This window comes from Mycobacterium yunnanensis (genome assembly GCF_025823185.1).
In the GTDB taxonomy this organism is placed as follows: Bacteria; Actinomycetota; Actinomycetes; order Mycobacteriales; family Mycobacteriaceae; genus Mycobacterium; species Mycobacterium yunnanensis.
Genome location: NZ_JACKVK010000013.1, coordinates 560923 through 587329, shown reverse-complemented (window position 1 = coordinate 587329; position 26407 = coordinate 560923). Strand labels below are relative to the sequence as shown.

Annotated in this window: 21 protein-coding genes; 20 read left to right on the top strand and 1 reads right to left on the bottom strand. The window is 67.0% G+C overall.

Annotation, left to right across the window (positions count from 1 at the left end):
• Nucleotides 1-160: 160 nt before the first annotated feature.
• The 6 genes from H7K45_RS26430 to H7K45_RS26405 are packed head-to-tail and all read left to right on the top strand — an operon-like array spanning nt 161 to nt 7844.
• Complete coding sequence (locus H7K45_RS26430; protein WP_263999052.1) at nt 161-1822, top strand: ABC transporter substrate-binding protein; 1662 nt, start codon at nt 161-163, stop codon at nt 1820-1822.
• Between the two features lie 11 nt (nt 1823-1833).
• On the top strand, nt 1834-2754 hold the full coding sequence (locus H7K45_RS26425; protein ID WP_263999051.1) for an ABC transporter permease: 921 nt from the start codon (nt 1834-1836) through the stop codon (nt 2752-2754).
• A complete protein-coding gene (locus H7K45_RS26420; protein ID WP_263999050.1) occupies nt 2751-3626 on the top strand; it encodes an ABC transporter permease in 876 nt (291 codons plus the stop codon). The genes H7K45_RS26425 and H7K45_RS26420 overlap by 4 nt, the downstream gene beginning before the upstream one ends.
• Nucleotides 3623-5263 (top strand): dipeptide ABC transporter ATP-binding protein, encoded by a 1641-nt coding sequence (locus H7K45_RS26415; protein WP_263999049.1) that lies wholly within the window; start codon nt 3623-3625, stop codon nt 5261-5263. The genes H7K45_RS26420 and H7K45_RS26415 overlap by 4 nt, the downstream gene beginning before the upstream one ends.
• Nucleotides 5260-6630 carry an LLM class flavin-dependent oxidoreductase gene (locus H7K45_RS26410; RefSeq protein WP_263999048.1) on the top strand — a complete coding sequence of 457 codons (1371 nt, stop codon included), beginning with the start codon at nt 5260-5262 and terminating at the stop codon, nt 6628-6630. The genes H7K45_RS26415 and H7K45_RS26410 overlap by 4 nt, the downstream gene beginning before the upstream one ends.
• Nucleotides 6627-7844, top strand: coding sequence for an acyl-CoA dehydrogenase family protein (locus tag H7K45_RS26405; protein ID WP_263999047.1), 1218 nt, complete (start codon nt 6627-6629; stop codon nt 7842-7844). The genes H7K45_RS26410 and H7K45_RS26405 overlap by 4 nt, the downstream gene beginning before the upstream one ends.
• Here the strand turns inward: H7K45_RS26405 and H7K45_RS26400 are convergent.
• Complete coding sequence (locus tag H7K45_RS26400; protein WP_263999046.1) at nt 7835-8851, bottom strand: isopenicillin N synthase family dioxygenase; 1017 nt, start codon at nt 8849-8851, stop codon at nt 7835-7837. The genes H7K45_RS26405 and H7K45_RS26400 overlap by 10 nt on opposite strands.
• A 293-nt stretch (nt 8852-9144) precedes the next feature.
• Between H7K45_RS26400 and H7K45_RS26395 the strand changes: the two genes are divergently transcribed.
• The 14 genes from H7K45_RS26395 to H7K45_RS26330 all read left to right on the top strand — a co-directional run bounded on the left by H7K45_RS26395 (nt 9145) and on the right by H7K45_RS26330 (nt 26404).
• Nucleotides 9145-10134 carry a methionine ABC transporter ATP-binding protein gene (locus H7K45_RS26395; protein WP_263999045.1) on the top strand — a complete coding sequence of 330 codons (990 nt, stop codon included), beginning with the start codon at nt 9145-9147 and terminating at the stop codon, nt 10132-10134.
• A complete protein-coding gene (locus tag H7K45_RS26390; RefSeq protein WP_263999044.1) occupies nt 10127-10828 on the top strand; it encodes a methionine ABC transporter permease in 702 nt (233 codons plus the stop codon). The genes H7K45_RS26395 and H7K45_RS26390 overlap by 8 nt, the downstream gene beginning before the upstream one ends.
• A gap of 55 nt (nt 10829-10883) precedes the next feature.
• Complete coding sequence (locus tag H7K45_RS26385) at nt 10884-11780, top strand: MetQ/NlpA family ABC transporter substrate-binding protein (protein ID WP_263999043.1); 897 nt, start codon at nt 10884-10886, stop codon at nt 11778-11780.
• Nucleotides 11781-11845: 65 nt separating this feature from the next.
• On the top strand, nt 11846-13153 hold the full coding sequence (locus H7K45_RS26380; protein ID WP_263999042.1) for an NtaA/DmoA family FMN-dependent monooxygenase: 1308 nt from the start codon (nt 11846-11848) through the stop codon (nt 13151-13153).
• Nucleotides 13150-14550 carry an LLM class flavin-dependent oxidoreductase gene (locus tag H7K45_RS26375; RefSeq protein ID WP_263999041.1) on the top strand — a complete coding sequence of 467 codons (1401 nt, stop codon included), beginning with the start codon at nt 13150-13152 and terminating at the stop codon, nt 14548-14550. Before H7K45_RS26380 ends, H7K45_RS26375 begins: the two co-directional genes overlap by 4 nt.
• 133 nt (nt 14551-14683) lie before the next feature.
• Nucleotides 14684-16186, top strand: coding sequence for an APC family permease (locus H7K45_RS26370; RefSeq protein WP_263999040.1), 1503 nt, complete (start codon nt 14684-14686; stop codon nt 16184-16186).
• The gene (locus H7K45_RS31595) at nt 16183-17172 is read left to right on the top strand and encodes a GNAT family N-acetyltransferase (RefSeq protein ID WP_263999039.1); all 990 of its coding nucleotides are present in this window, start codon (nt 16183-16185) and stop codon (nt 17170-17172) included. Before H7K45_RS26370 ends, H7K45_RS31595 begins: the two co-directional genes overlap by 4 nt.
• Nucleotides 17169-18404 carry an acyl-CoA dehydrogenase family protein gene (locus tag H7K45_RS26360; RefSeq protein WP_263999038.1) on the top strand — a complete coding sequence of 412 codons (1236 nt, stop codon included), beginning with the start codon at nt 17169-17171 and terminating at the stop codon, nt 18402-18404. The genes H7K45_RS31595 and H7K45_RS26360 overlap by 4 nt, the downstream gene beginning before the upstream one ends.
• A gap of 7 nt (nt 18405-18411) precedes the next feature.
• Nucleotides 18412-19809, top strand: a complete 1398-nt coding sequence (locus H7K45_RS26355; protein ID WP_263999036.1) for an NtaA/DmoA family FMN-dependent monooxygenase — start codon at nt 18412-18414, stop codon at nt 19807-19809.
• The gene (locus tag H7K45_RS26350) at nt 19806-21023 is read left to right on the top strand and encodes a GNAT family N-acetyltransferase (protein WP_263999035.1); all 1218 of its coding nucleotides are present in this window, start codon (nt 19806-19808) and stop codon (nt 21021-21023) included. The genes H7K45_RS26355 and H7K45_RS26350 overlap by 4 nt, the downstream gene beginning before the upstream one ends.
• Before the next feature lie 2 nt (nt 21024-21025).
• Entirely contained in the window at nt 21026-22660 is a 1635-nt protein-coding gene (locus H7K45_RS26345; protein ID WP_263999034.1) for a dipeptide ABC transporter ATP-binding protein, read from the top strand.
• The gene (locus H7K45_RS26340) at nt 22657-23598 is read left to right on the top strand and encodes an ABC transporter permease (protein ID WP_263999033.1); all 942 of its coding nucleotides are present in this window, start codon (nt 22657-22659) and stop codon (nt 23596-23598) included. The genes H7K45_RS26345 and H7K45_RS26340 overlap by 4 nt, the downstream gene beginning before the upstream one ends.
• A 9-nt stretch (nt 23599-23607) precedes the next feature.
• On the top strand, nt 23608-24591 hold the full coding sequence (locus H7K45_RS31590) for an ABC transporter permease (RefSeq protein ID WP_263999032.1): 984 nt from the start codon (nt 23608-23610) through the stop codon (nt 24589-24591).
• Nucleotides 24592-24613: 22 nt separating this feature from the next.
• Nucleotides 24614-26404, top strand: coding sequence for an ABC transporter substrate-binding protein (locus tag H7K45_RS26330; protein ID WP_263999031.1), 1791 nt, complete (start codon nt 24614-24616; stop codon nt 26402-26404).
• Nucleotides 26405-26407 lie beyond the last annotated feature (3 nt).

Here is a 26407-nt window from a genome sequence, read left to right as displayed (position 1 = left end):
GAGCGGTCGCGAATGTGTCCGGTCGTGACGCCAAAGAATCGCATTGATTCGATCGCTACCGTGTTCGAACCCAATCGGGCACGGTGGCGGAGGAACCATCGCGGGGCGGGCGTTCGCCCGGGGAGGCGCGACCCGACACTTCACGAAAGATCAACCGACGATGTCTGCTTCACGTATGTCCGGTGCCCTCGGCGTATCCGCCCTTGCTCTCGTCGTGCTGCTTGCCGGCTGTGGTTCGGGATCCGACCACGCGACGTCGTCCACCGCCGCCGGCCCGCCGGTCAGTGGCGGCTCCATCGTCTACGGCACCGACCGTGAGCCCACATGCCTCGACCCGCACAACAACGGCGACATGCCGCAGACCTATGTCGCGCGGCAGTTCCTCGACTCCCTGGTCTCCGAGAAGCGCGACGGCACCGTGGTGCCCTGGTTGGCGGAGTCGTGGACGACCTCCCCTGACGGACTGACCTACACCTTCAAGATCAAACAGGGGGTGAAGTTTCACGACGGCACCCCGCTCGACGCGGCCGCCGTCAAGGCCAACTTCGACCAGATCCTCGACCCGGCCACCGAGTCGCTGACCGACACCGGATATCTGCGGCCCTATTACGAGACGTCTCGCGCTGTCGACCCCGCAACGTTCGAGCTGAAGTTGAAGTCCCCGTACTCGGCACTGCTGCCTGTGCTGTCGCAGGCGTTCTTCGGCATCGAGTCGCCCAAGGCCATGGCTCGCGGACTCGACGCCAACTGCCAATCTCCCGTCGGCACGGGCCCGTTCGTCATCAAGGAATGGATTCACGGTCAGAGCGTCGAGCTCGACCGCAACGCCGATTACGACTCAGCCCCCGCCGACGCCAAGCATCAGGGCCCGGCGTACCTCGACCACGTCACCTGGAAGTTCCTCGAAGACGGGTCCGTTCGCTTCGCTGCCGTCCAGGGCGAAGGTGCTGACGTCATCTTCAACCCACCGCCGCAGCAGGACGCGGCGCTGAAGGCCGACCCGAACCTCGCACTGCAGGAATTCACCCACACCGGCCTGCCGAACGGGATTGCGCTGAACACCACCCGCTTCCCGTTCACCGACACCTCCGTCCGACAGGCGTTCATCCACGGTGCGAATGCCGAGGCGTCGGTCAAGAGTGCCTACCTCGGGGTATTCGACTACCAACCCGGGCCACTGACGTCCACGACTCCGTTCCTGGACAAGGATTTGCGGGACGCCTACTCCCACGATCCCGCCAAGGCGAATCAGCTCCTCGACGCCGCGGGCTGGACCCAGCGTGACGCGGACGGGTTCCGCACCAAGGACGGCAAGCAGTTGGCGGCCACGGTGATCTACTCGTCGGACCCGGGCGACACCCCGCCCGCGGACGTGACGCTGTACCAGGACATCCAGGCGGCAGAGAAGGAGATCGGCTTCAACGTCGTGCTCAAGCCGATCCCGCAGGACCAGTACTACGCGGCGTTCACCGATCGCAACGCCACCGACGGTTTGGCAGGTGCGTACTGGAACAGCCCGACGCCGTTGGTGCTCACCCTGCTCTACTCCACCGACTCGATGAATCTGGCACCTGGCAACAACATGTCCTGGGTGTCGAATCCGGCCGTCGATGCGCCCTTGAAGGCCGTCGCCGCAGCCTCGAACGTCGAGGACCAGAAGCACCTCTACGACCAAGTGCAGCAGCTCGTCGCGCAGAACGCCTATCACCTCGGGTTGTACGCTCCGACGACCCGGCTGGTCACGAAGAAGAATCTGCAAGACGTGTGGATCGAACCGTCGGAAGGTGAGCCGGTCCTCCACGACGCGTGGCTCGCCAAGTGACGGCGAGGCGGGTGGCGATCCGCCTCGCGGGCGTGATCGGTGTGCTGTGGGGCGCCGCCACGCTGACGTTCGTGATCGAGCAGCTGATGCCGACGGACCCTGCCCAGACCATCCTCGGCGGCGCCGGGTCGAAGCCCACCCCGGAGCAATTGGCAGCGGTGCGGGCACAGTACGGGTTCGACCAGCCGGTCGTCGTGCAGTATCTGCACTACCTCGGAGGACTGTTGCGCGGCGATCTCGGCACGTCGTACATCCGCAAGCAGCCGGTGTCGGACATCATCGGTCAGCATCTCAGTTCGACGCTGACGCTGACGGCCACCGCACTCGTCGCTGCCTGGCTCGTCGCGGTCGTCGTGACGCTGCTGACGGCCCACCGAAGCCGCCCCGTCGCGGCACTTGGATCGGGTTTCGAGACCCTGCTAGCGGCGTTGCCGCAATATTGGTTGGGCATCGTCTTGCTGGTGGTGTTCGCCTTCACGTTGCATTGGTTGCCGGTGGTCGGTGACGGTGGACCCGAGAGCCTGGTACTGCCCGCGTTGACGCTCGCCCTGCCGTTGGCAGGATTCCTCGGGCAGGTGACGCGCGACGAATTTTCCTCGGCGATGGAGCAGCCGTTCGCGGTCTCGGCCCGGGCACGCGGCATGAGTGACTTCGGGGTGCGGTGGCGGCATGCGCTGCGGCACGCGGTCCTGCCCGGCCTCGTGTTGTCGGGATGGGCCCTTGGCTCGTTGTTCTCGACGGCGGTGATCGTGGAGGCGGTGTTCGTGCGGCCCGGTCTGGGTCGGGTGCTCGTCGACGCCGTCACGTCGCAGGACATGCCGGTCGTGGTGGGCGTGACCTTGTTCGTCGCGGCGGTGTACGTCGTGGCCAACCTGCTGGTGAACCTCGCCTTCGGCCGCGTCGACCCCCGACTGCGGAGCACCGCACGATGACCGTCGACGTCGCCAAGGGCTTGGTCGCGCCGACCGCATACGCCACGCCGAAGGCCAAGGGCCGACGCAGGTTTCGACCGGCGGTGTGGCTCGCCGCGATATTCCTGCTGCTGGTGCTGGCCTGGGCCGTGGCTCCGACCGCGTTCACGAGCGAGTCGCCGTTCGACACCGACGTCGAGGCAGCCATCCAGGCGCCGTCCCTGCAGCATTGGTTCGGGACGGATGCCTCCGGTCGCGACATCTACACCCGTGTCGTGTTCGGCGCCCGCAGTTCGCTGCTCATCGGCACCGGGGCGACGGCGTTCGCCCTCGTGGCGGCGATCGCGTTCGGCTTCGCGGCCGGCCTGGGCGGCCGTTTCACCGACGGGGCGATCAGTCGTTTCCTGGAGGTCGTCCTCGCGTTGCCCGGTCTGCTGTTGGCGCTGATCTTCATCGCGATGCTCGGGCCTGGGGTGGCTACCGAGATCGTGGCCGTCGCCCTCGGTTCGGCAGCAGGCTACGCGTGGATGGTGCGGGGGCAGGTCATCGCGGTACGCAACTCGGGTTACGTTCATGCGGCAACGGCGTTGGGCCACAGCCGGACCCGCATCATCGCCAAGCACGTCTTCCCGAACGCCATGCGGCCGCTGGTGGTGCTCGCCACGATGGGTGTCGGGCAATCGATCGTATGGGCGTCGTCGCTGAGCTTCCTCGGTCTGGGTGTCGCGCCACCCGCACCGGAATGGGGCGCGATGCTCGACGCCGGACGTGACTTCGTGTCGACGGCCTGGTGGCTCGAGTTGTTCCCCGGCCTCGCGATCGTCGGCTGCACGCTGGCCGTCACCGTCCTCGGCCGTCATCTTCAGCAGAGAATCGAAGGACGGCTGGCATGAGTACACCCGTGTTGCGGGTCGACGATCTCACCGTCGCCTTCGGCGGCGAACCGGTGGTTGGCGGGGTGTCGTTCGAGGTGGCTCCAGGCGAATGCTTCGCCATCGTCGGCGAATCGGGATCCGGGAAGAGCGTCACCGCCCGCACTCTGCTCGGTCTGGCCGGAGACGGTGCCGACGTTGCGGCCACGACCCTCGAGCTGCAGGGGAAGTCGGTGCTCGGCAACCGGGACCGAGACTGGCGGCGGGTACGGGGCCGCCAGGTCGGCTTCGTGCTGCAGGACGCGTTGGTGTCTCTGGACCCGCTGCGAACCGTGGGTCGCGAGATCGGTGAGACGCTGAGGCTGCACCGGGTCGGCAGCCGGGCCCGCCGTCGCGAGCGAGTGCTCGAACTGCTCGCCACCGTCGGTGTGCCCGAGCCCGAACTGCGGGCCCGCCAGCTGCCGCACGAGCTCTCCGGCGGGCAGCGCCAGCGGGCGCTGATTGCGTCTGCCATCGCGCTCGACCCGCCGCTGCTCATCGCCGACGAACCGACGACGGCTCTCGACGTCACCGTCCAGGCGCAGATCCTCGAGCTGTTGGCCGCGATGAAGGATCGCGGCACCGGTCTCGTCCTGATCAGCCACGACCTCTCCGTGGTCAGCAGGCTCGCCGACCGGGTCGCGGTGATGCGCCACGGCAGATTCGTCGAGCAAGGCTCGGTGGCCGACGTGCTCACGGCGCCAAGCCATCCCTACACGCGAACGCTGTTGGATGCGGTACCGGCAACACACCGCAAGGGCAGCCGACTCTCGGGTGCGCCGTCCGCCGATATGGACCCGACCCCGGTGGATCAGCCACGGGACGAGGTGCTGGTGGCGGCCGAGCACCTCGTCAAACGGTTCCGCGGTCCCGACGGCGTGGAGCGCACCGCGGTCGACGACGTGTCGTTCACCATCGGAGTCGGTGAAACCCTCGGCATCGTCGGCGAATCGGGTTCGGGCAAGACGACCACCGCCCAACTGGTGCTGGCGCTGCTGGCGCCCGACGAAGGCACCGTACGACTGCGCAGTGCCCCGTGGTCGGAGGCGACCGAGGCGCAACGACGACCGCGACGCAGACAGATCTCGGTGATCTACCAGGATCCGCTCGGGTCGTTCGACCCTCGGTGGACGGTCCGACGCATCGTCGAGGATGCCGTACCGCCCGAAACTCACCGGGGGGATGTGGCGAGGCGCCAGCGCGCCGCGGCCCTGCTCGCCGACGTCGGCCTTGCCGAGGAGCATCTCGACCGGCGGCCGCTGCTGCTGTCCGGTGGGCAGCGTCAACGCGTCGCGATCGCCCGAGCGTTGGCCCCGGGTCCGGCGCTGATCGTCTGTGACGAACCAGTTTCGGCGCTCGACGTCACCATTCAGGCCCAGGTGCTGGATCTGCTGGCCGACCTGCAGCGGCGACTCGGATTGTCCTACCTCTTCATTTCCCACGACCTCGGCGTCGTCCATCACGTCGCCGACCGGGTACTGGTGATGCGTGACGGGCGGATCGTCGAATCGGGCAGCGCCGCAGACATCTTCGCCAACCCTCGTGACCCGTACACCCGCGCGCTCGTCGCCAGCGTGCCACGGCCCGCACCCCAACCCATTCTCGGAGGCCCGTCGTGACCCGCCAGATCACGCTGAACGCGTTCGACATGAACTGTGTGTCCCACATCGTGGCGGGCACCTGGCGGCATCCGGAGTCGCAGGCCGCGCGGTACAAGGACGTCGACTACTGGCTGGACCTGGCCAGACTGCTCGAACGCGGGCTGTTCGACGGACTGTTCATCGCCGACGTCCTTGGCGTATACGACGTCTACGGCGGTAGTCCGGAAGCGGCCCTGCGCTCGGGTGCTCAAGTGCCCGTGAATGATCCGCTGCTCGTCGTACCCGCGATGGCGACCGTTACCGAACACCTGGGCTTTGGGATCACCGCCGCCACCTCGTTCGAACATCCGTACTCGTTCGCGCGCCGGATGTCGACGTTGGATCATCTGACGAAGGGGCGCGTCGGTTGGAACATCGTCACCGGCTACCTGGAGAGTGCGGCGCGCAACCACGGGTTGGACGCCATCACTCCACATGCCGACCGTTACGACATCGCCGATGAATACACCGAGGTGCTCTACAAGCTGTGGGAGGGCTCGTGGGACGACGACGCGGTGGGCACCGACCCACGTCGTGCCGAATACGCAGACCCCACCAAGGTGCATCCGATCAGTCATGAAGGCAAGCACTTTCGGGTGCCGGGCATTCACCTGTCGGAACCGTCCTCGCAACGCACCCCGGTGCTCTATCAGGCGGGCGCCTCCCACCGCGGTCGGCAGTTCGGCGCCGAGAACGCCGAGGTGATCTTCATCGGCGCGCCGACCAAGGCAGTGCTCAAGGAAGCGGTTGCCGACATTCGCACCCGGGCCTCCGACGCCGGTCGTGACCCCTACGACGTGAAGATCGTCAACGGCCACGTCGTGGTGACCGGCGCGGACGACGCGGCCGCCCAAGCCAGGTACGCGGACTTCCGGCAGTACGTCGACCCCATTGGGGCGCTTGCCTTGTGGTCCGGTTGGCTGGGTACCGACCTGTCCCAGTTCGACCTGGACGATCCCGTAGCGGTCACCGACAACGAATTCCTGAAGTCTTCGGTGCAGATGTTCGGTCAGGGCCAGTGGACCCTGCGTGACTTCGTCGACGCGCATGCAATCGACGCCGAGGGCGGTTTCACCGTCGGAGGGCCTGCCCAGGTGGCCGACGACATGCAGGCCTGGGTGGAGGAGACCGACGTCGACGGGTTCAACCTCACCAATGTCATCACCCCTGGCTCGTTCGTCGACTTCGTCGACCACGTCGTACCCGAGCTGCAGCGCCGTGGTGCATACAAGACCTCCTATGCCGAGGGCACGTTGCGGCACAAGCTATTCGGCCGAGGGGCTCGCCTGCCCGAAACACACAGAGCGGCGGGATACCGTCGCGTCAACCAGGAGGTCACCCGATGACTACCACCGAACCCCACACCGTCACCGTGGGCTCTGAACGCCTCGCCCAGTTGCTCGCGGCCATCGGCGAGGGCGCCCTCGAGCGTGAGCGCACCGGCGAGCGCCCCTTCGCGGCCGTCGACCTCGTGCGTGAGTACGGACTTGGCGCACTGCGAATCCCCACCGCGGACGGCGGCGGGGGAGCGAGCCTGCGCGAATTGTTCGCCGTCGTGATCGCTCTGGCCACCGCCGACGTCAACGTCGCCCACATCCTTCGTGGTCACTTCGCCCACGTCGAGGAGCGACTCCGTCTGGGTTCCCCCGAGCGTGAGCGAGCCGTCGAGCTGGCACTCAGTGGGAAGATCGTCGGCAACGCGTCGACCGAACTGGGCTCGACACCCGCAGGCAGTTTCACCTGGCAGACCACTCTCACCCCCGACGGTGACGGATACCGGCTCAACGGCCGCAAGTACTTCACCACCGGAACTCTCTACGCCGATTACGCCGAGGTGCTCGCGAGCAATCCCGAAGGTGCGACGGTCATCGTGCTGATACCCACTGACCGTGACGGCGTCACCGTTCTCGACGATTGGGACGGGTTCGGTCAGCGCGCCACCGGCACCGGAACCGCGACGTTCGACGACGTGGCCGTCACGGCCGACGAGACGCTGCAATTTGCGCCGCCGGACGCCGACACCGAGCCACCTGCGTTGTATCACTCGGGCGCGTTCTTCCAGCTCTACGTGACCGCCCTCGAGGTGGGCGTGCTGCACGCGCTGCGTGCCGACGCGGTCGCCCACGTCCACCAGAGGTCGCGCAGCTTCGCGTGGGCGCCCAACCCGTCGGCACCCGATGACCCACTGCTGCAACGTGACATCGGTGAGATCGCGAGCGCCGCGTTCGCCGGCGAGGCAACGGTGCTGGCTGCCGCCGATGCGTTGGCGGCCGCATACGACGCCGACGTGGCGGGCACCGATCCCAACCTGGAGCTTGCCCACGAGGCGTCCCTGCAGGCGGCGACGGCCAAGGTGGTGGTGGACGCACTCGCCCAGAAGTCGGCCTCACAGATCTTCGACGTCGGCGGCGCTTCGGTGGTGCGGCAGGCACATCTCCTCGACCGGCACTGGCGCAACATTAGGACGCTGGCGTCGCACAATCCCACCAGTTACAAGGCTCAGGCGATCGGCGCGTACTACACCCGCGGGACGAAACTGCCCGGCAGCGGCTACTTCTGAGACGGCCCGATCAGGTCGGGATGGTGGATGGCGGCGACGTCCGGGTGCGCTCGCAGGCGGCTCTTGAGGGCGTTGGCGCCGTAGGTGTCGTGAATCGCGTTGCCCACGTCCTCGGTGACACCCGCCGCGCGAGCTGCGAGCTCGGCGGGCAGCTCCAGTCGCGGAATCCGGGCCGACAGCGCCGGATTGAAGAAGAAGGGAATGGAGATTCGGTCGCGGCCGTCGTGCGGTGAGACCACCCGGTGCACCGTCGCCTTGAGATAGCCGGAGGTGGCGAATTCCAGCAGCTCGCCGATGTTGACGATCAACGCACCGTCGACCGGATCAGCGTCGACCCATTGGCCGTCGTGTTCGACTTGCAGCCCGCCTCGACCGGGTTCGACGAACAGGAGGGTCAGCACACCGGAGTCCTTGTGGCCGCCGACGCCCTGACTCGCGGACTCATCGTGGCGTGCGGGATAGCGCACCACCTTGATCAGCGTCGACGGGTTCTCGGCGAATGCCGCGTCGAAGACGTCGGGTTCCTGACCTAGGGCAAGCGCCCATTGACGAAGCAGACGCATGGCCACGTCGGTGAGCTTCGTGTTCCACTCCGTCATGACGCTCTTCAGTTCCGGAAGGGACGCCGGCCACAGGTTTGGGCCCTCGAGAATCTCCCACGGCGCCGCGTCGTCGAACGGCGTGACGGGGTCACGATCGGGTCCGATGTCGATGACCTCCCGCCAATCTGGCGTACCCCCGGTCAGTTCTCCGCCCAGTCGGGTGTAGCCGCGGAAGTGCGGGCTGTGCACGTTCTCGACGGCAAGCTTCTCCTCGTCTGGCAGTGCGAAGAAGTCACGCGCGACGTCGGTGACCCGAGCGCACGAGGTCGGGTCGACGCCGTGGCCGATCAGGTAGAAGAAACCGACGTCGTGGGTGGCGTCGCGCAGGGTGGCGCGGAACTGCTCTGCGGTGCTGGGATCCTCCGCCAGAGACAGGTCGACGATCGGCAGCGATGAGATTGACATTCGGTATGGGGTCCTTCGTGTGTTGCAGCGGTCCGATTCGTCGGTCGATCAGGACAAGCTACCGCGGGGGGCGTCACGGGTGAGTCGGGGGTGTACGCGGGGTGCCGTTGAAATCAGCTTGAGCGCAATGCGTTTCATCGACATGGTCCGGTGGCAGTGTCCACCCCCGGGTATTGCCGTGCGCTAGCGAAACACCACGGCTGACTGCCTCCGGCCGGTGAGCATTCCACTGTCCTCCCCGCGCCCCGCACGTTCCACCACTGACTTCCGACGGAGAGTTCCTCGAGTGACCCATGCTTGAACTGATCGACGTCACCAAGACGTACCGCACGAAGGGCAGGGCCATCACGGCCCTGGATGGGCTGACCCTGCGGGTGCCCGACAAGGCCATCTTCGGGATCGCCGGTCGCAGCGGTGCGGGCAAGAGCACGCTGATCCGCGTCGTCAACGCGTTGGAGAGGCCCGACGGTGGCAAGGTGCTGCTCGACGGCGAAGACCTTCTCCGTCTCCCGTTCAAGCAGTTGCGCGACCGTCGGCGCAAGATCGGCATGATCTTCCAGCACTTCAACCTGCTGCACAGTCAGACCGTCCGCGAGAACATCGAGTTCCCCTTGACGATCGCCGGCATCCCCAAGGCGCAGCGCAAGAGTCGGGTCGACGAGCTCGTCGAGCTGGTCGGACTTGGTGATCGGGTGAAGAACTACCCGTCCCAACTCTCGGGGGGACAGAAGCAACGGGTCGGCATCGCGCGCGCCTTGGCGGCCAAGCCCAGTGTCCTGCTGTCGGACGAGGCGACGAGCGCGCTGGACTCGGAGACCACCAACCAGATCCTCGCGCTGCTGACGAGCATCAACCACGAGCTCGGCCTCACGATCGTCTTGATCACCCACGAACTCGAATTGCTGCGCCGCAGCGCCACCCACGTCGCGGTGCTGAGGAACGGCCGGCTGGTGGAGCAAGGGCAAGTCCTCGACCTCGTCGCCGATCCGGAGTCACGGCTGGGGCGAGACCTGCTGCCGGGCCTCACGGATGCCCCGGTGGCGCCGGGCAAGGTCAAGGTCCTGATCACCGCGGTGGGTCCCGACCGAGACGACGCCATGCTGGCCGACATCGCGCTCGACACGGGATCGCGCTTCGACGTGGTCTCCGGAGGCGTCTACGAGGTCTCCAACCACGCCGTGGCACGCTTCGAACTGGCCGTCGACGACACCAGCCAGGTAAGGCGAACCCTCGGCGCGCTCGCCGAACGGAAGTCGATTCGCGTGGACTTCGCCCATGAGTGAGGCACCCTGGTATTCCTACGGTGATCAGCTGTGGCAGGCCACCCAGCAGACGATCTACATGGTGTTCTGGACGTTTGCGATCGGTGGTGTCCTCGGCGTCGCGCTAGGGATATTCCTCTACCTGACCAGCCCTGGTTCCACCTTCGTCAACCGTCTCCTGGATCGACGGCTCCGGCACGCCGTCATCGTGGTCAACCAGGTGGTCGGGTTCGTCGTCAACGTCCTGCGGTCCCTCCCGTTCATCGTGCTGCTGATCGCGATCATCCCGCTGACCCGACTCGTCACCGGTACGACGCTCGGCCCCACGGCGGCGCTGGTTCCGTTGACGCTGAGCATCTTTCCGTTCTTCGGGCGCGTGGTGGCCAACGCCCTGGACGAGATCGACCGCGGTCGCATCGACGCGGTCGAAGCGATGGGGGTGAGCATCCCGCAACTCATCTTCCGAGTGCTGCTGCCCGAGGCCAGGTCGGGACTCATCGCCGGATCCACGCTGACACTGATCAGCATCATCGGCAACACCGCGGTGGCCAGCATCATCGGCTCGGGTGGGCTTGGCGACTTCGCCATCAAGTACGGCTATCAGCGGTACAACGACGCGTTGATGTACGCCACCGTGGCGGTGCTCATCGTCATGGTTCAGTTCGTCCAGGTCGGCGGAGACCTCTGGCTGCGCAAGCGGGCACACCGGCGGTAGCGGCGCAATGACGTCAAAGATCTACGGACACAATCAGAGAACAAGGGAAAAGAAATTGAAGAGATCCACCAAGACCGCGAAGATCGTGGCGGGACTGTTGCTCTTGGCGACGACGACACTAGGTGCGTGCTCATCCGGGTCGAATGACGCCGCCGGCAAGTGGACCGATGACTCCAAGCCACTGCGGGTGTGGGCCGAGAACAGGCCGCACTCGGAGATCCTGCAACACATCGTCGACGCCGGGCAGCTACCCGACGGGGTGACGTTGGACATCAAGATCGCCGAAGAGGGCGTCGACGAGAACGACGTGGTGCATCACGGTGACGTCGACGCGACCTACATCGACCACATCCCGTTCTTCGAGGCGGACACCAAGCAACGCGGCATCACCGATCTACAGGTCGGGGCCAAGGTCCACATCGAGCCCCAGGGGTTGTACTCCAAGCGATTCCGCTCGATCGCCGACATCCCGCAGGACGCCAAGATCGGCATTCCCGACAACGTCACGAACTTCGCGCGCGGGCTCTTCCTGCTCCAAAGTGCCGGACTGATCACCCTCGACCGCAGTTACGACGGCGGGGCATTGGCCGGTGACGACCTGCTCATCAACGAGAAGAACGTCACGGCCGATCCCAAGAACCTGATCCCGAACCTGGTGAAGATATCGGACAACGTCCAGATGGCTCGCCAGCTTCAGGACGTCGACGCGGCCGTCCTTCAGGGGAACTCGGCCTTGGCGGTCGGCCTCACGCCGAAGACCGACGCCTTGAAGCTCGAAGACTCCAAGAACGGCAACCCATACGTCAACGTCCTGGTGCTGCCGAACGCCTTGGCCAACGACAAGCGGATCGTCGCGCTGAACAAGGCCCTGGAGAGCGAGGACGTGGCCAAGTTCATCAACGACAAGTACAAGGGATCGGTGCTGCCGGTCCACTTCCCCGACGCGACGTGATGAATTACGTTCTGGGCTAGTTAAATTGGCCGTTCCGTCTCGGTGGCGGAGTAGATTCTGGCGACGTGCCCAGAGAACTGCATCTATTGGCCTTCGGCAACACTCGCTCAGCCGGGCCGTGGCGCCACCCCGGGCTCGACAACAGCACGGCGGGGGTGCGGCGCCGGTTGTTCGACAGAGCGAGGGTTGCCGAGGCCGGTGGGCTCGACGCCTTGTTCTTCGCCGACGGACTGAACTTCGGTCCACCTGCCACGTGGCCGTACAAGACCACCGAGGACTTCGAGCCGCTGACGACCACTGCCGCCCTGTCGTCGGTGACCGAGCGCCTCGGCCTCGTCGTCACGGGTTCGGCGACCCTTGCTCATCCGTACCACCTGGCTCGGCAGTTGCTCTCGCTCGATCATCTCAGCGGCGGCCGCGCCGGCTGGAACCTGGTCACCAGTTTCGCCGAGGCGGCCGCCCACAACTTCAGTGCTCGGGGAGTAGTCGACCACGACGACCGGTACCTCGTGGCCGAGGAGGCACTCGACGTGGTCCGCGCATTGTGGGACGGCTGGGGCACCGGCACCATCCTGGAGGACCGCGAGTCGGGGATCTTCAACGACGTCGCCGACATCCACGTCGCCGATCATCACGGGCCACACTTCGACGTGCGGGGTCCGATCGGTGCGGCCAGGTCGGCCCAGGGGCGACCTGTCCTCTTTCAGGCTGGGTCGTCGTCGACCGGTCGCGTATTCGCCGCGCGGCACGCCGAGGTGATCTTCACCGGCCAGGGCACCAGGGAGCAGGCGCAGGACTTCTACCGTCGGATCCACGACGAGGCCCGTCGTCGAGGGCGCGCCACCGCCCCCCTGATCACTCCGTCGCTGAGGTTCATCGTCGGGTCCACCGACGACGAGGTGAACAGGATCGAGCGCAGCGCGTACGAATACTTCAGCCCCGAGTATCAAGCGGGCTGGCTGCTCGAGGTCGACGTCGACGTCACCGGTGCCGACCTGGACGGGCCCGTTCCGGCGTCGGCCTTCCCCGACACCACCGAGACACACCAGACGGCGTTGGCCGGTTATCGCGCGCTGGCCGCCGACGCTCCGACCGTGCGAGAGTTCCTCTACCGCACGGTCAACGGGTGGGGCGCCAGCGTCGTCGGCACACCCGAGCACGTGGCCGACCAGATCGAGAACTGGTTCACCTCACGGGCCTGCGACGGCTTCGTCCTGCAGGATTCCGGATTGCCCGGCCAGTTCGAGGACTTCGTCGAGCAGGTGGTTCCCCTGCTGCGCAAGCGTGGTCTGTTCCGCCACGAGTACGTCGGCACGACACTGCGCGACCATCTCGGCCTGGCGGTGCCGCAGCGGTTCGAGCGCTCCGCGTGACCCACTCGCCCTTCATCCTGTCGGCGTTCACGATGTCGACCGTCTCGCACGGCAACTACGGGCTGTGGCGGCATCCCGACGACCGCACGGCCGAGTACACCGACGTCCGTTATTGGGTCGACCTCGCCACGACGTTGGAGGCGGGCGGTTTCGACATGCTCTTCATCGCCGACGCGGTCGGCCAACTCGACGTCTACGGCGGGGACGCCTCGGCGGCACTGGCCCACGCCGTGCAAACGCCCGTCACCGACCCCCTTCTGGCCATCTCGGCGATGGCCGCCGCCACCTCGCACCTCGGCTTCGGCGTCACCGTGTCCACCACCTACGAGACGCCGTACCTGTTGGCGCGCAAGTTCAGCACCCTCGACCATCTGACCGGTGGGCGCGTCGGGTGGAACGTCGTGACCTCCCTGCTGGACAGTGCGGCGCGCAACATCATCGGTCGTGACCGGCAGATCGCCCACGACGAACGCTATGCCATCGCCCAGGAGTTCCTCGAAGTCACCTACAAGCTCTGGGAGGGGTCGTGGGAACCGGACGCGGTGGTCCGCGACCGGGAGTCGGGGGTGTACACCGATCCGTCCAAGGTGCACGGGATCGGGCACGAGGGAACGTACTTCAGCGTGCCGGGCGCCCATCTGGTGGAACCGTCGCCGCAGCGCACACCCGTCCTGCTGCAGGCGGGTACGTCGCCCGCGGGACGTGAGTTCGCCGCACGCAACGCCGAGGTGGTGTTCGCCAGCGACCCCCGTCCGGAGGTGTTGCGCGCCAACGTCGACGCCGTACGCCGCCGCGCCGCCGAGCTCGGACGCAGCCCGGATTCCGTCAAGTTCATCACGTCGGTCGAAATCGTCACCGACAGCACGGATTCGGCGGCCCACGCAAAGGCCCGCGATCTGGCTGCCCATCACGATCTTCAAGGCGGACTGGTGCTTCTGTCCGCGTTGAGCGGCGTGGACTGGTCGCAGTACGGAGTGGACGAGCCGATCAGGGCGTTCGACACCGATGCCAGCCGCTCCATCCTGTCCGTCGTCGACGGTGCCGGAGATCAGCGCGCGATCACGTTGCGTGACTACGTCGGCGGGCTCGGTGGCTTTGGTGGTCGTCTCTTCGTCGGGTCGGGTCGCACCGTCGCCGACGAGTTGGAGGAGTACGCACAGCGCACGGGCGTCGACGGGTTCAACGTCGCCTATCACGTGACACCGGGCAGTTTCGTCGACGTCGCCGAACACCTCGTGCCGGTCCTACGACGACGGGGGCGCCTGCCGGAGGCAGCCGAACCGGGGACCCTGCGGCAGCGACTCTTTCCCGGCGGCGCAGCACAGCTGCCGGCGGACCACCCTGGAGCACGGTTTCGCTCGAGTGCTGCGCGAGAAAGAATCTCGCCGAGCGTATGACTGCACGAACGGGCGCTTCCCAGGCAATGTGACGGTCACGTCAACAGAACGTTAACTACCCGCGCGCCAACGAATTACAGGTGCACGGGACGGTCCCTGCTGTCTTGAGGGCCGGTTCAGAGAGGCAGGCATCATGTCCACTACGTCGACCCCCGAAGCCGCTGGCTTGGAACGGGACGCCCTGGGGCCCTGGGGCGTCTTCGCCCAGGGCCTGGCTGCCGCGGCCCCGAGCGTGGCCGTCGCGGTCGTGCCCTTCTCCCTGTTCGTCGCCGCGGGCAGCGGGGCGGCATGGGCAGCCATCGTCGGTCTCGTCATCGTGGTGCTGATCGCCACCACCATCAGCTTCCAGGCCAAGCGCACCGTGTCCTCGGGATCCCTCGGCACCTACACAGGCAACGGTCTCGGGCCCGGCTTCGCCTTTGCAGCGGGTTTCAGCCTGCTGTTCGGATACATCGGATTCGCGGTCACCGGAACGCTGGGCGGCGTGCTCTACCTCGACTCGTTCCTCGAATCGATCGGCCTCGGATCCCAGTCGGCCTGGTTTCGACTACTGCTGGTCGTCGTGGTGGTCGCCGCCGCGGTGTATCTGCCGTACCGCGGCGTTGCGGTGACCGCCAAGTACGAGCTGGCCTTCGAATTGATCGCCATTGCGTCGATCCTGGTCATCATCGTCGGCTCCTATGTCGCCTACGGTTGGCGGATCGACTGGGAGCAGTGGAACCTCAGTCATCTCGGCAGCAGCGCCACGTTCATCGCCGCCGTCACGGCGGTGGGCTCCTACGCAGGCTTCGAAAGTGTCGCCTCACTCGGGGCAGAGGCCAAGGACCCGCACCGCAACATCGCTCGCTCGCTGCTGCGGGTGGTGCTGCTGATCGGAGTGCTGTACGTCTTCGCCACGTACCCGCAGATCCTGCACTTCGGCGCCATCGACGGTGACAAGGCGGTGCTGCCGCAGCTCGCCGACACCGTCGGCGTGTCGTGGGTCAACTACGTCGTGAGCGTCGCAGTGGGCATCGCATTCATCGTCTTCGTGACGGCCGTGATCACCGCGGCGGCGCGATCGCTGTTCACCTTTGGTCGGGAGGGTGCCCTGCCCAAGGTATTCGGCAAGGTGCATCCGACGCACGAAACTCCCTGGGTGGGCGTGGTGTTCGTCGGTGTACTGGCACTCGTATTCGCCACGGTTGCGACGTTCAGCACCGCAGGGCGGCTGGTATTCGACGTGTACGGCGGCTACGTCGCCAACTGGGGTTTCCTCGTCAGCTATCTGCTCGTGGTCGTCGCGACGCCGATCTGGCTGCGACGGATCGGAGCGCTGACACCCGGCCGCCTGGTGGTGTCGGCCGCCGCCACGCTCGGTCTGGCCTACGTCATCTTCAGCAACTTCTACCCGGTGCCGGAGTATCCCTTCAACGTGCTGCCCTTCGTCTTTGGTGGATTCCTGTTGGTCGCGGTCGCGTGGTATCTCCATCTGAAGCGCACCAGGCCCGAGGTCGCCAAGCGGGTGGGCACCATCCAGACCCTGTCCGAGGAGGAGCAGCGCCGTTTGGCCGACGACGGCATCGAGGCGGTGCTGGCGGGCCGCTCAGGTGACGGCGGCTCGCAGCCCCGCGACGACGAACGGATCGCGCCGTGACACTCCTCGACGACCGCACCGTTCGGAACTGGTCGGCGGTGCCGCTCACCACCGCGCACCACGCCCGCATCGCGGACTTCCTCGCCACCACCGATGGGCTGCGTGGCCGCAAGTTCGCTGCCGACTCCCGCGACGTCGCAGAACAATTGGCCTCCAGCCACCATGCCGTGGCGGTCGTCGACGGATCGGACCGTGTGCGCGGTTACGCCGCCCTACATCGAACGCACGGCGTCGAACCGGAACTCATCGCCGACTTCGTCTTCGATCCCGCGACCCCCGACCAGGTAGTCGACGATCTCGTCGACGCAACGGTGGACCGCTTCCACGTCGAGGCACACACCGTTGCCGGTGCGTACCTGCGGGTGTTCATCGGCTCGGACCAAGGCCGGGTGATCGACGCGCTGCGTCGACGGGGTGCGCGCCGGGAAGGTCAGTTCATCCGCACTCGAAAGCCCTTGGGCGACGAAGATCCCGCATCGCTGGACGCCGCATCCGTCGACGGTGTTCGGGTCCTCGACTGGACGCAGGTACTCGAAGGCGGGTTGTCGGAGCGCGTCCGGCGACTGCAGTACGACACCTTCGACGAGCACTTCGGCAACATGTCCAAGACACCGGAGGAGTGGGAGCACCATCTGGGTAGTCGGGCGTTCACGCCCGACTTCAGCCTCGCCGCCGTCGACGACGACGATCACGTGATCGGGTACGTGCTGGGTTCGACCTACACCGCGGGGGCGGCCCCGACACGAGAGGTCAGCGCGCACACCGATTACATCGGAGTACACCGCGACCACCGCCGGCGAGGCATCGCCGAACTGCTGCTCGAGAAGGTCTGGCTCAAGGCGCTGCGGCGGGGTCTTCGAGTCGCCTCGCTCGGCACCGACGTCGACAACCGCAGCAAGGCCCACGTGCTGTACCAACGGCTGGGCTACGTGGCCGTCGAACACGAGTCCGCCTACCGCATCGATCACACGGAAGTCACCACATGACCGTCAAGACGACGTATCTGGCCGCACCCACGGCCTCGGACGGCGAGCTGACCGCCAAGTTCGCGCCGGTGTTCGCGGCTGTCGCCGAGGGCAACGCTGGACGCGAACGCGACCGCGCACTCCCGTTCGAGCAGGTGCGCCTGCTCAACGACGCCGGCTTTGGCACGTTGCGGATCCCTGAAAGCCATGGCGGCCTTGGCGCCTCACTCGAGCAGACCTTCGAGCTGCTGGCCCAACTCGGCGAGGCGGACGCCAACGTGTCGCACATCTGGCGCAACCACCTGGCCTTCGTCGAGGATCGGCTCAACGCGCCAGTGTCGGACGGTAACGACACGTGGATCAAACGGTTCCTGGCGGGGGCGTTCGTCGGCGGTGGATGGACCGAGGCCAACAATGTGACGTTGGCGAAGCTGGCGTCGACGGTCACCGTCGAGGACGACCACTGGACTGTCAGCGGCGCGAAATACTATGCGACCGGCAGCCTCTACGCCGAATGGCTCGACGTCCTCGGTCGCGGCGACGACGGCGAACTGTGGACCGCGCTGGTGCGCGCCGACGATCCCGGGGTGACCCTGACCGACGACTGGAAGGGCTTTGGCCAGCGCGCCACCGGCAGCGGCTCGGCCCACTACGACCGGGTCCGGGCAGACGCCGGCGACGTGTTTCCCGCCGCGGACCGGTTCAGCTACCAGGCGCACTTCTACCAGACGGCGATGCTGTCAGTACTGACCGGAATCACCCGCGCCGCACTGCGCGACGGCAGTGCGGCGCTCAAGGCCCGCGGGCGGAACTATCCGCAGGGCCTGTCCGAGACCCCCACCGATGACGCCCAACTGCTGCAGGTGATCGGCTCGGTGTCGGCTGACGCCTTCGCGGCCTCGGCTGCACTGAATCGGGCGACCCGCACGTTGGATGCGATCGTGGCGGGCCGCATCCAGGGCGACGACCAACATGCCCGGCGGCGGCTGATCGACGCCGAGGTCGCGGTGACCCAGGCCCAGCTGGTCGTCATCGCAGCGGCACTGCAGGCCACCACCACCATCTTCGACGCTCTCGGTGCCTCGGGAGTCTCGGAAACCCTTGGGCTGGATCGGCACTGGCGCAACGCCCGGACACTGGCGTCACACAACCCCCGGGTCTACAAGGCTCGCATCCTCGGTGACTGGCTGATCAACGGCAAGGACCCCGTCCCGGATCTGGCTGCTCGCGGCCGCGGCGGACAGGGCAACTGAGCCCGCCGTGTCAGACCCAGCTCCGATCATCCTGAACGGGTTCTCCATGAACTCGGTATCCCACGTCAACTACGGGCTGTGGCGGCATCCCCGCGATCAGACCCATCGGTACACCACCGTCGACTATTGGGTGGAACTCGCGGGCATCCTCGACCGCGGTCGCTTCGACATGTTCTTCCTCGCCGATGCACTCGGGCTCCTGGACACCTACGCCGGAAGTGCGGCCGCCTCGCTGCGGACGGGCACGCAGTCGCCAGTCGACGATCCGCTCCTGCTGATCTCGGCGCTGGCGGCTGCCACCACCGATCTTGGGTTCGGCGTCACCGTGTCGGCTACCTACGAGCATCCATACCTGCTGGCACGGAAGTTCAGCACCCTCGACCACCTCACCAGGGGCCGGGTGGCATGGAACGTGGTGACCTCGCAGCTCGACAGCGCCGCCCGAAACCTGGGACTCGACAAACAGATTCCGCATGACGAGCGCTACGACCGGGCCGAGGAGTTCCTCGACGTGGTCTTCAAGCTGTGGGAGGCGTCCTGGCAGGACGACGCCGTCGTGCGCGACGCCACCACGGGCGTGTACACCGACCCGGACCGGGTCCACGCGATCGGCCACCGCGGCCGGTACTTCACCGTGCCCGACGCGCACCTCTCCGAGCCCGGACCGCAACGCACGCCGCTGCTGCTGCAGGCGGGAGGTTCGCCTCGCGGTCAGCGGTTCGCCGCCCGCCATGCCGAGGTGGTGTTCGTCGCGGGCGCGGACGCCGACGGAATTCGCCGCAACGTCGCGCACATCCGTGCGTCGGCGGCCGAGCAGGGCCGTGACCCGCGGTCCCTGGACTTCGTCAGTGCGGTGGCCGTCGTCGTCGACGACACCGCACGCGGTGCCACCGCGAAGTTGGCGGACTACAAGTCCTTCTTCGACGTCGAGGGAGCGCTCGCCCACTACTCGGCGAGCACCGGCGTCGACTTCTCGCACCACGACCTCGACGGTGTCATCTCGCATCACGACACCGACTCCAACCGCTCCCTGCTGTCGATGTTCTCCGCGGCCGACAGGGACTGGACGCTGCGCGACGCACTGGCTCCGGCAACGGGATTCGGCCGTTCACACACCATCGTCGGCACTCCCGGCTCCGTGGCCGACGACCTCGAGGCCTGGTTGGCGGCCACCGACACGCAGGGAATCAACCTGATCGGCGTGGTGAACCCGGACAGCTACCGTGACTTCGCCGAGCTCGTCGTCCCCGAACTCGACCGGCGGGGACGTGTCAGGCCGCGGCCGACGACGGCGGCCACGCTGCGACGCCGACTCACGGGGCGCGACCACGTCGCCGACGACCATCCCGCCGCGATCCATCGCCGGGCCCGGCTCGCACGGCGTCACGAAGCCGCCATCCGATGAGTGCAGACATCCGCGTCCTGAGCGACGAGCCGGATCTCGTCGCCGCCGCGAACGTGTTTCGTGCGGCCATGGTCGGCTTTCGACCACTGAACGGAGCCGAGCAGGAGAGGGTCGGCAAGCTCGTCGAACCGGGTCGAACGCTCGGCGCGTTCGTCGACGAAAACTTGGTGGCCACCACGGACTCCGCAGCGAGCACGTTGACGCTCCCCGGGGGCCGGCGCGTCGCCCACGCGGCCGTGACCCACGTCGGCGTCCTGCCGTCGCACACCCGCCGGGGCATCGCCTCGGACCTCTTGACGCGGCAGCTGGTCGAGTTGCGGAACCGGGGAGAGGCCGTCGCCACTCTGCGGGCGTCGGAGGCCACGATCTACGAACGCTTCGGATACGGCGTGGCAAGCACCTCGCAAACGGTGGAGGTCCTCACCGCGCGGGCTGCCCTGCGCGCCGGCGTACCGCCTGGGGATGCGGTCCGCCTCGTTGATCCGACCGTGGCGTGGGATGCATTGCCGCGCATCTACGACCGCACGCGAGCCGTCCGAGCCGGCACCATCGATCGGCCCGCGGTGTGGTGGGAGAACCAACGCCTGCGCGCCGAGGGCGATTCGGCGCCACGCCATGTCGGGCTCATCGGCGAGCCGGGGGCCGAAACCGGTTTCGTGCGCTACCACCCGGTGGGCACCGACGGGTGGTTCACCAGCGGCGAGCGGACCGTGGTGGTCGACGACCTTCACGCACCGACTCGTCGCGCCTACCTGGGTCTGCTCCATTTCCTCCTGCATCTCGACCTGGTCGACAAGCTGGTGTTCACGTCGCTTCCGCTCGACGACCCGCTGCCCTGGTTGCTGAATGATCGCCGGGCGGCGCGGGTCACCGGCACCCGGGACGAGACGTGGCTGAGGGTCCTCGACGTGCGCGCCACACTCGAGGCGCGGGCGTTCGTGGGTGACGGCGCGGTCGTCCTCGCGGTGCACGACCAGATTCTCCCGGACAATTCGGCCACCTTCGAGATCTCCTGGCGTGGTGTCCGTTCCGTCGTGGCGGTCCCGCAGCTGACCGTAGGCGTGGCGGCGCTCGGCTCGCTGTTGCTCGGAGGGGTGCGCTGGGGGGATCTCGCTCTCGCCGGCCTGGTCGACGTTCACGACACCGCCGCCCTCTCCGCCGCCGAGGCGCTCTTCGGATCCTGGCCCGCGCCGCACGCCGGAATGTACTTCTAGCCATGGCACTGTTCGAGGTAACCGATTTGGCCGTGACCCTCCACACCGGAAGTCGCGCCCGTGGACGGCAGGTCGTATCCGCCGTCCGCTCGTTCAGCTTCTCCGTCGACCGTGGCCAGACGCTGGCGATCGTGGGGGAGTCCGGTTCCGGCAAGAGTGCTTCGCTGCTGGCGGCCACTCGGCTGCTCGGCGTCGACGCCGAGGTCACCGGCAGTGTCCGGTTCGACGACCACGACCTCCTGGCACTGTCACCAAAGGCGTTGCGGCGCATCCTCGGTAAGGACATTGGCTTCGTCTTCCAGGACCCGCAGAGCAATCTGCATCCGTTCAAGACCGTCGGCAAGCAGATCGAGGAGGTGTTCCGCGTCCACCGGGCTGCGACTCGACGTGAACTTCGGGCGCGGGTCGAGGGGCTACTCGACGAGGTCGGCATCGCCGATCCCAGCCATGCCTACCGGGCCTACCCCGCCCAATTCTCCGGTGGCATGCGGCAACGCGTCATGATCGCGATCGCGGTGGCGTTGAATCCGGCTCTGATCATCGCCGACGAACCTACGACAGCGCTCGACGTCAGCGTCCAGGCCGGGATCATCGCACTGCTGCGCAGACTCCAGCGGGACCACGGCACGGCGATCGTCTTCGTCAGCCACGACCTCGGCGTGGTCGCCGAGATCGCCGACGACGTCGTCGTCGTCAAGGACGGCCTCGTCGTCGAATCAGGTTCTCGGGAGGCCATCTTCGCCGCCCCTCGCGAGGAGTACACCCGTGAGCTGCTTGCTGCGTCGCGGTTGCACGGCGTCGACGCCGTCGCACCCGCGCCGCCCACGGCGACGCAGGCGGCCGCTCCGCTGCTGTCGGTGCGCGGACTCGCGAAGTCCTACCGCACCAGCATCCGCGGTGCGCGGCGCACGGCCATCGAGGGACTCGACTTCACCATCGGCACGGGTGAGATCGTGGCCCTGGTGGGGGAATCGGGGTCGGGTAAGTCGACGGTCGGCCGAATCGTGGCGGGTCTGCAGTACGCCGACAGCGGCGACATCAGCCTCGACGGCGTGACGTTCCCGACGGCCCTCGCCGACGGTGTCCCACGGCTGCCCGCCCAGACCCGTCGTTCGGTCCAGATGATCTTCCAGGACCCGTACTCCAGCCTGCATCCTCGCCGCACCGTGCGGGCCTCGCTCGCCGCACCCCTCATTGCCCAACGCGTCGCCCGATCCGACATTCCGGGGCGCGTCGACCGAGCCGCCGCCGACGCCCGCGTCGACCCCGGACTGCTGGACCGGTATCCCGCCGAACTGTCCGGCGGGCAACGGCAGCGCGTCGCCATCGCCAGAGCTCTCGTCCTCTCACCCGCCCTGATCGTCGCCGACGAACCGCTGTCGTCCCTGGACGTCACCACGCAGGCCGAAATCCTCGCATTGGTCGCCGATCTCACCCGTCGCAGGAGCACCGCATTCTTGTTCATCACCCACGACCTCGGCGTCGTGTCCTCGATCGCCCAGCGCGTCATCGTGCTCGGGCCCGACGGTGTGGAGGAGACCGGGACCACGGCCGACGTCTTCGGCCACCCGCAGTCCGCCTACACGCGGCGGTTGTTGGACGCCGTCCCGCGCCTGGACGGAGCGCGGGCGTCGTGAGTGAAGTACTTCTGCAGGCCGCAGCGCCTGCGGCGTCGCCACCGTCGGCGCCGGTGACACGCCGATGGCGGGCCGCATTCCGCGATCCCGGCCTGCTGGCCGGCGCGGTCCTGATCGGCGCGGTCGTCGCGGCTGCCCTGCTGGCTCCTCTCGTCGCCACGCTGGTCGGTCACGGTCCCAACGAGCAGTTCTCCGACGAGACCTTGGACGCCTCGGGTCTTCCCATCACCGGTGGCAACGGCTTCCTGCTCGGTGCCGACGGCAGCGGCCGCGACGTCCTCGTCCGAACCCTCTACGGCGCCAGGATCTCCTTGGCCATCGGCATCCCGGCGACCACCATCGCAATGCTCGTCGGAGTCGTGGTCGGGCTGACCGGAGGCTACTTCGGCGGCCGGGTCGACGCGGTGCTCGCCGAAGTGACCAACGTCGCGTTGGCGTTTCCGTTCCTCGTCACCGCGCTCAGCGTCGTCACGCTCAACCGGGGGACCGCAGGCAGCACGCTCGTCGACCCCGCGGTGGTGGTGGTCGGCGTGGTGGCCCTGTTCTCCTGGACCTACTTCGCGCGGTTGGTGCGCAATCTGGTCGTCGAGGTCAAGGCCAGGCCGTACGTTCTGGCGGCGATCGGATCGGGCGCGTCCCACGGTCGGATCCTCCTGCGCGAGATCCTGCCCACCATCCTGCCGACCATCGTCATCTACTGGGCGGTTCAGTTGCCCACCAACATCATTGCCGAGGCGTCGCTGTCCTACCTCGGGGTGGGCATCAGGCCGCCGACGCCCAGCTGGGGCACCATGATCGCCAACGCCCAGGACACCGCGCTGTATCAGACCCAGCCCTGGATGCTGATCGCACCGGCCTTCGCCCTGTTCGTCACCGTCGTGGGCTTCAACCTGCTGGCGACCCGGCTGCGCAGTCGCTTCGATCCGACGGCGTCGTGAGGTGAGCTCGTGACCCGCTTCGCGTTCCTGAGGACGCTCCGGATGATTCTCAACGTGGGCGTGGTCGTGCTGATCACCTTCGGTCTGACACGTGTCGCCTATCAGAATCCCGCGCGCATGCTCGCCCCCGAGAACGCCTCGGACGAGACGGTGTCGGCGATCGCGGCCAGCCTTCATCTGAACGATCCGTGGTGGGTGCAATTGTGGCACTTCGCGTTTCGCGGTCCCGACATCAAGGGCACGCCAACGGGCCTTCTGCACTGGCCACCGAGTTTGGGGTACTCCTACCGGTCGCAACGCCCGGTCACCGACCTGATCCTCGAGAAGATCCCGGTGACGGTCAGCCTCGCGGTGGGCGCACTGATCCTCTGGGCCGCCTTGTCCATCGTGTTGGGCGTCTACGCCGCGCGCAAGCCGGGCGGCGTCTTCGACACCGTCACCAGTGCATTCGCCTACGGCGCGCTCGCCGTGCCGACGTTCGTCACCGGCGTGATCCTGCTCTACGTCCTCTACTTCCAGCTCTCGTTGGCCGGGGTGAAGGTGTTTCCGGCCGGTGGGTACGTGGCGCTCACCGAGTCGCCGGTGCTGTGGGCGCAGCACCTCCTGCTGCCGTGGCTGACGCTGGTGCTCGCCGAGGTGGGCGTATTCCAACGGGTCGTGCGCGCCTCGGTGCTGGAGGTGGCGGGGCGGGACTACGTCCGCACCGCGAGGGCCAAGGGCGTAGCGCCGGGGCGGGTGTACTTCGACCATGCCCTCTCCGCCGCCCTGAATCCCATCCTGACGCTGGGCGGCATCGAGTTCGCCACGATCCTCGGCGGCGCGATCATAACCGAGCAGATCTTCGGACTCGACGGGGTGGGTCGGCTGGCGGTCAACGCCGCCAAGTCCGGTGACGCACCGGTCGTCATCGGCTGCACCCTTCTCGGCGCGGTGATCTTCGTGGTCACCACGTTCGCCGTCGACCTCGTCACCCATGCCCGCAGCGCCAAGTGAACCCCGCAAACGAAGGAGCACGATGAAGTACAGGACTGGCCGGCGAATCGTCGCCGTGATGAGCACATTCGCGGTGTCGATGACCCTGGCGGCGTGCGGCGGCAACGGAGGCACTTCGGCGCCGACTGATCCCGCGGCACTGCACGGCGGCACGTTGAAGATCGCCTCGGTGGGCGACGTCGACGCGCTCGACCCGCTCATCGCCTACTCGGCCGAATCGTGGCAGGTCATCCGCGCCACCACCCGGCAGCTCGTCACCTATGCGGGCAGCAAGGACGGCATTGGTGACGACACCAAGGTGGTGCCCGACCTGGCGTCGAGCTGGGACGTCAGTCCCGACCGCAAGACCTACACGTTCCACCTGCGCGACGGCATCAAGTTCTCCGGCGCGAGCACCCGGCCGATCACCGCCCGGGACTTCGTCTATGCCATCAAGCGATTCCCCGATCCCAACGCCCAGGTCAGTGCGATCACCTATTACAACGCGCTGTTCGCCGGATTCAAGGAGTACGCGGCCGAGTTCGCCAAGGTGCCCGCCGGTGACCTGAACGCGGTGAAGGCCTTCGTCGACACCCATGACATCAGCGGAGTGAAGGCGTTGGACGACAAGACCTTCCAGCTGACCTTGACCCAGCCGGCCAGCGACATCCTCGACATCCTCACGTTGAACTTCGTCACGCCGCTACCCGAGGAGGTGGTGTCGAAGTACTTCGCCGACAGTCTCGAGTTCCGCAAGAACTACGTGTCCAGCGGCCCGTACGAGATCACGTCCTACGACCAGGGCAAGCAACTGACCCTGTCGAAGGTGAAGGGTTACGACGCCGACGGGGACCCCCGCAAGGCCTATGCCGACCAGATCGTCTTCGACACCACCGTGGCCTCGGCCGACGCGGTGTCGCAGCAACTCCAGACGGGCACCGCCGACATCGGGCTGTACGTGAGGGCCTACCCGGCGAACGTCATCAGTCAGTACAAGCAGGGCAACCCGGACCATCTGCACAAGTCGGCGAGCGGGTCGGCGGTCTTCATCAGCTGGAACAATTCCGACGCCCCGAAGACACCTGCGCAGCAGGCGTTTCGGGACTTGCGTGTCCGGCAGGCGTTCAATTACTCCTTGAACCGCAGCGATGTCGTCCGTGGACTCGGCGGCCCGGACTCGGCAATTCCGAGCAACGAGATCCTCACCTCGACGATCGCCGGCTACGCCGACGAGAATCCTTATCCCACGACGGATGACAAGGGCGAACCAGACAAGGCCAAGGCGCTTCTCGCCGAAGCCGGTCAGCCAAACCCCACGGTGAACGTCGCGTTCCGCAGCTCACCGGAATTCGAGAAGATCGCCACCTCGGTGCAGAGCGCTGCGGCCCGGGCAGGCATCACCGTGAAACTGACGCCGATCCCCGCCGACGGGTTCGGTGCGTTCAACGCCTTCCTCAGTGACAAGTCCAAGCTGGACCAGTGGGACCTGGCCATCACCAACTGGACTCCGGACTGGCAGGGCAACAGCGCGCGCATGACCCTCGGTGGCTGGCTGGATTCCGACTTCGCCCCCGGCGGCACCTGGAACGGCGTCACCTACCGCAATCCCGAGCTCAACGCGGCCGTGAACCAAGCCTTCTCGGCCGAGGACTCCACCCCGCACTGGAAGGACGCCAACCTCATCGCGACGAAGGATTTGGCCTGGTTCCCGCTCATCGAACGGGTCAAGTCCATTCCCACGTCGGATCGCGTGACGAACTGGACGTGGCAGTCGTTGGGCAACGGCCCCGACATCACCAACATCGCAGTCAACGGCGGTGGTGAAGGCCGATGACCG

Bases quoted from the DNA above. Each gene is read 5' to 3' on its own strand.
- H7K45_RS26345 (WP_263999034.1), top strand. From the start codon at position 21,026: ATGGCACTGTTCGAGGTAACCGATTTGGCCGTGACCCTCCACACCGGA.
- H7K45_RS26330 (WP_263999031.1), top strand. From the start codon at position 24,614: ATGAAGTACAGGACTGGCCGGCGAATCGTCGCCGTGATGAGCACATTC.
- H7K45_RS26390 (WP_263999044.1), top strand. From the start codon at position 10,127: ATGAGTGAGGCACCCTGGTATTCCTACGGTGATCAGCTGTGGCAGGCC.
- H7K45_RS26405 (WP_263999047.1), top strand. From the start codon at position 6,627: ATGACTACCACCGAACCCCACACCGTCACCGTGGGCTCTGAACGCCTC.
- H7K45_RS26400 (WP_263999046.1), bottom strand. From the start codon at position 8,851: ATGTCAATCTCATCGCTGCCGATCGTCGACCTGTCTCTGGCGGAGGAT.
- H7K45_RS26420 (WP_263999050.1), top strand. From the start codon at position 2,751: ATGACCGTCGACGTCGCCAAGGGCTTGGTCGCGCCGACCGCATACGCC.
- H7K45_RS26430 (WP_263999052.1), top strand. From the start codon at position 161: ATGTCTGCTTCACGTATGTCCGGTGCCCTCGGCGTATCCGCCCTTGCT.
- H7K45_RS26370 (WP_263999040.1), top strand. From the start codon at position 14,684: ATGTCCACTACGTCGACCCCCGAAGCCGCTGGCTTGGAACGGGACGCC.
- H7K45_RS26350 (WP_263999035.1), top strand. From the start codon at position 19,806: ATGAGTGCAGACATCCGCGTCCTGAGCGACGAGCCGGATCTCGTCGCC.
- H7K45_RS26395 (WP_263999045.1), top strand. From the start codon at position 9,145: ATGCTTGAACTGATCGACGTCACCAAGACGTACCGCACGAAGGGCAGG.
- H7K45_RS26360 (WP_263999038.1), top strand. From the start codon at position 17,169: ATGACCGTCAAGACGACGTATCTGGCCGCACCCACGGCCTCGGACGGC.
- H7K45_RS26415 (WP_263999049.1), top strand. From the start codon at position 3,623: ATGAGTACACCCGTGTTGCGGGTCGACGATCTCACCGTCGCCTTCGGC.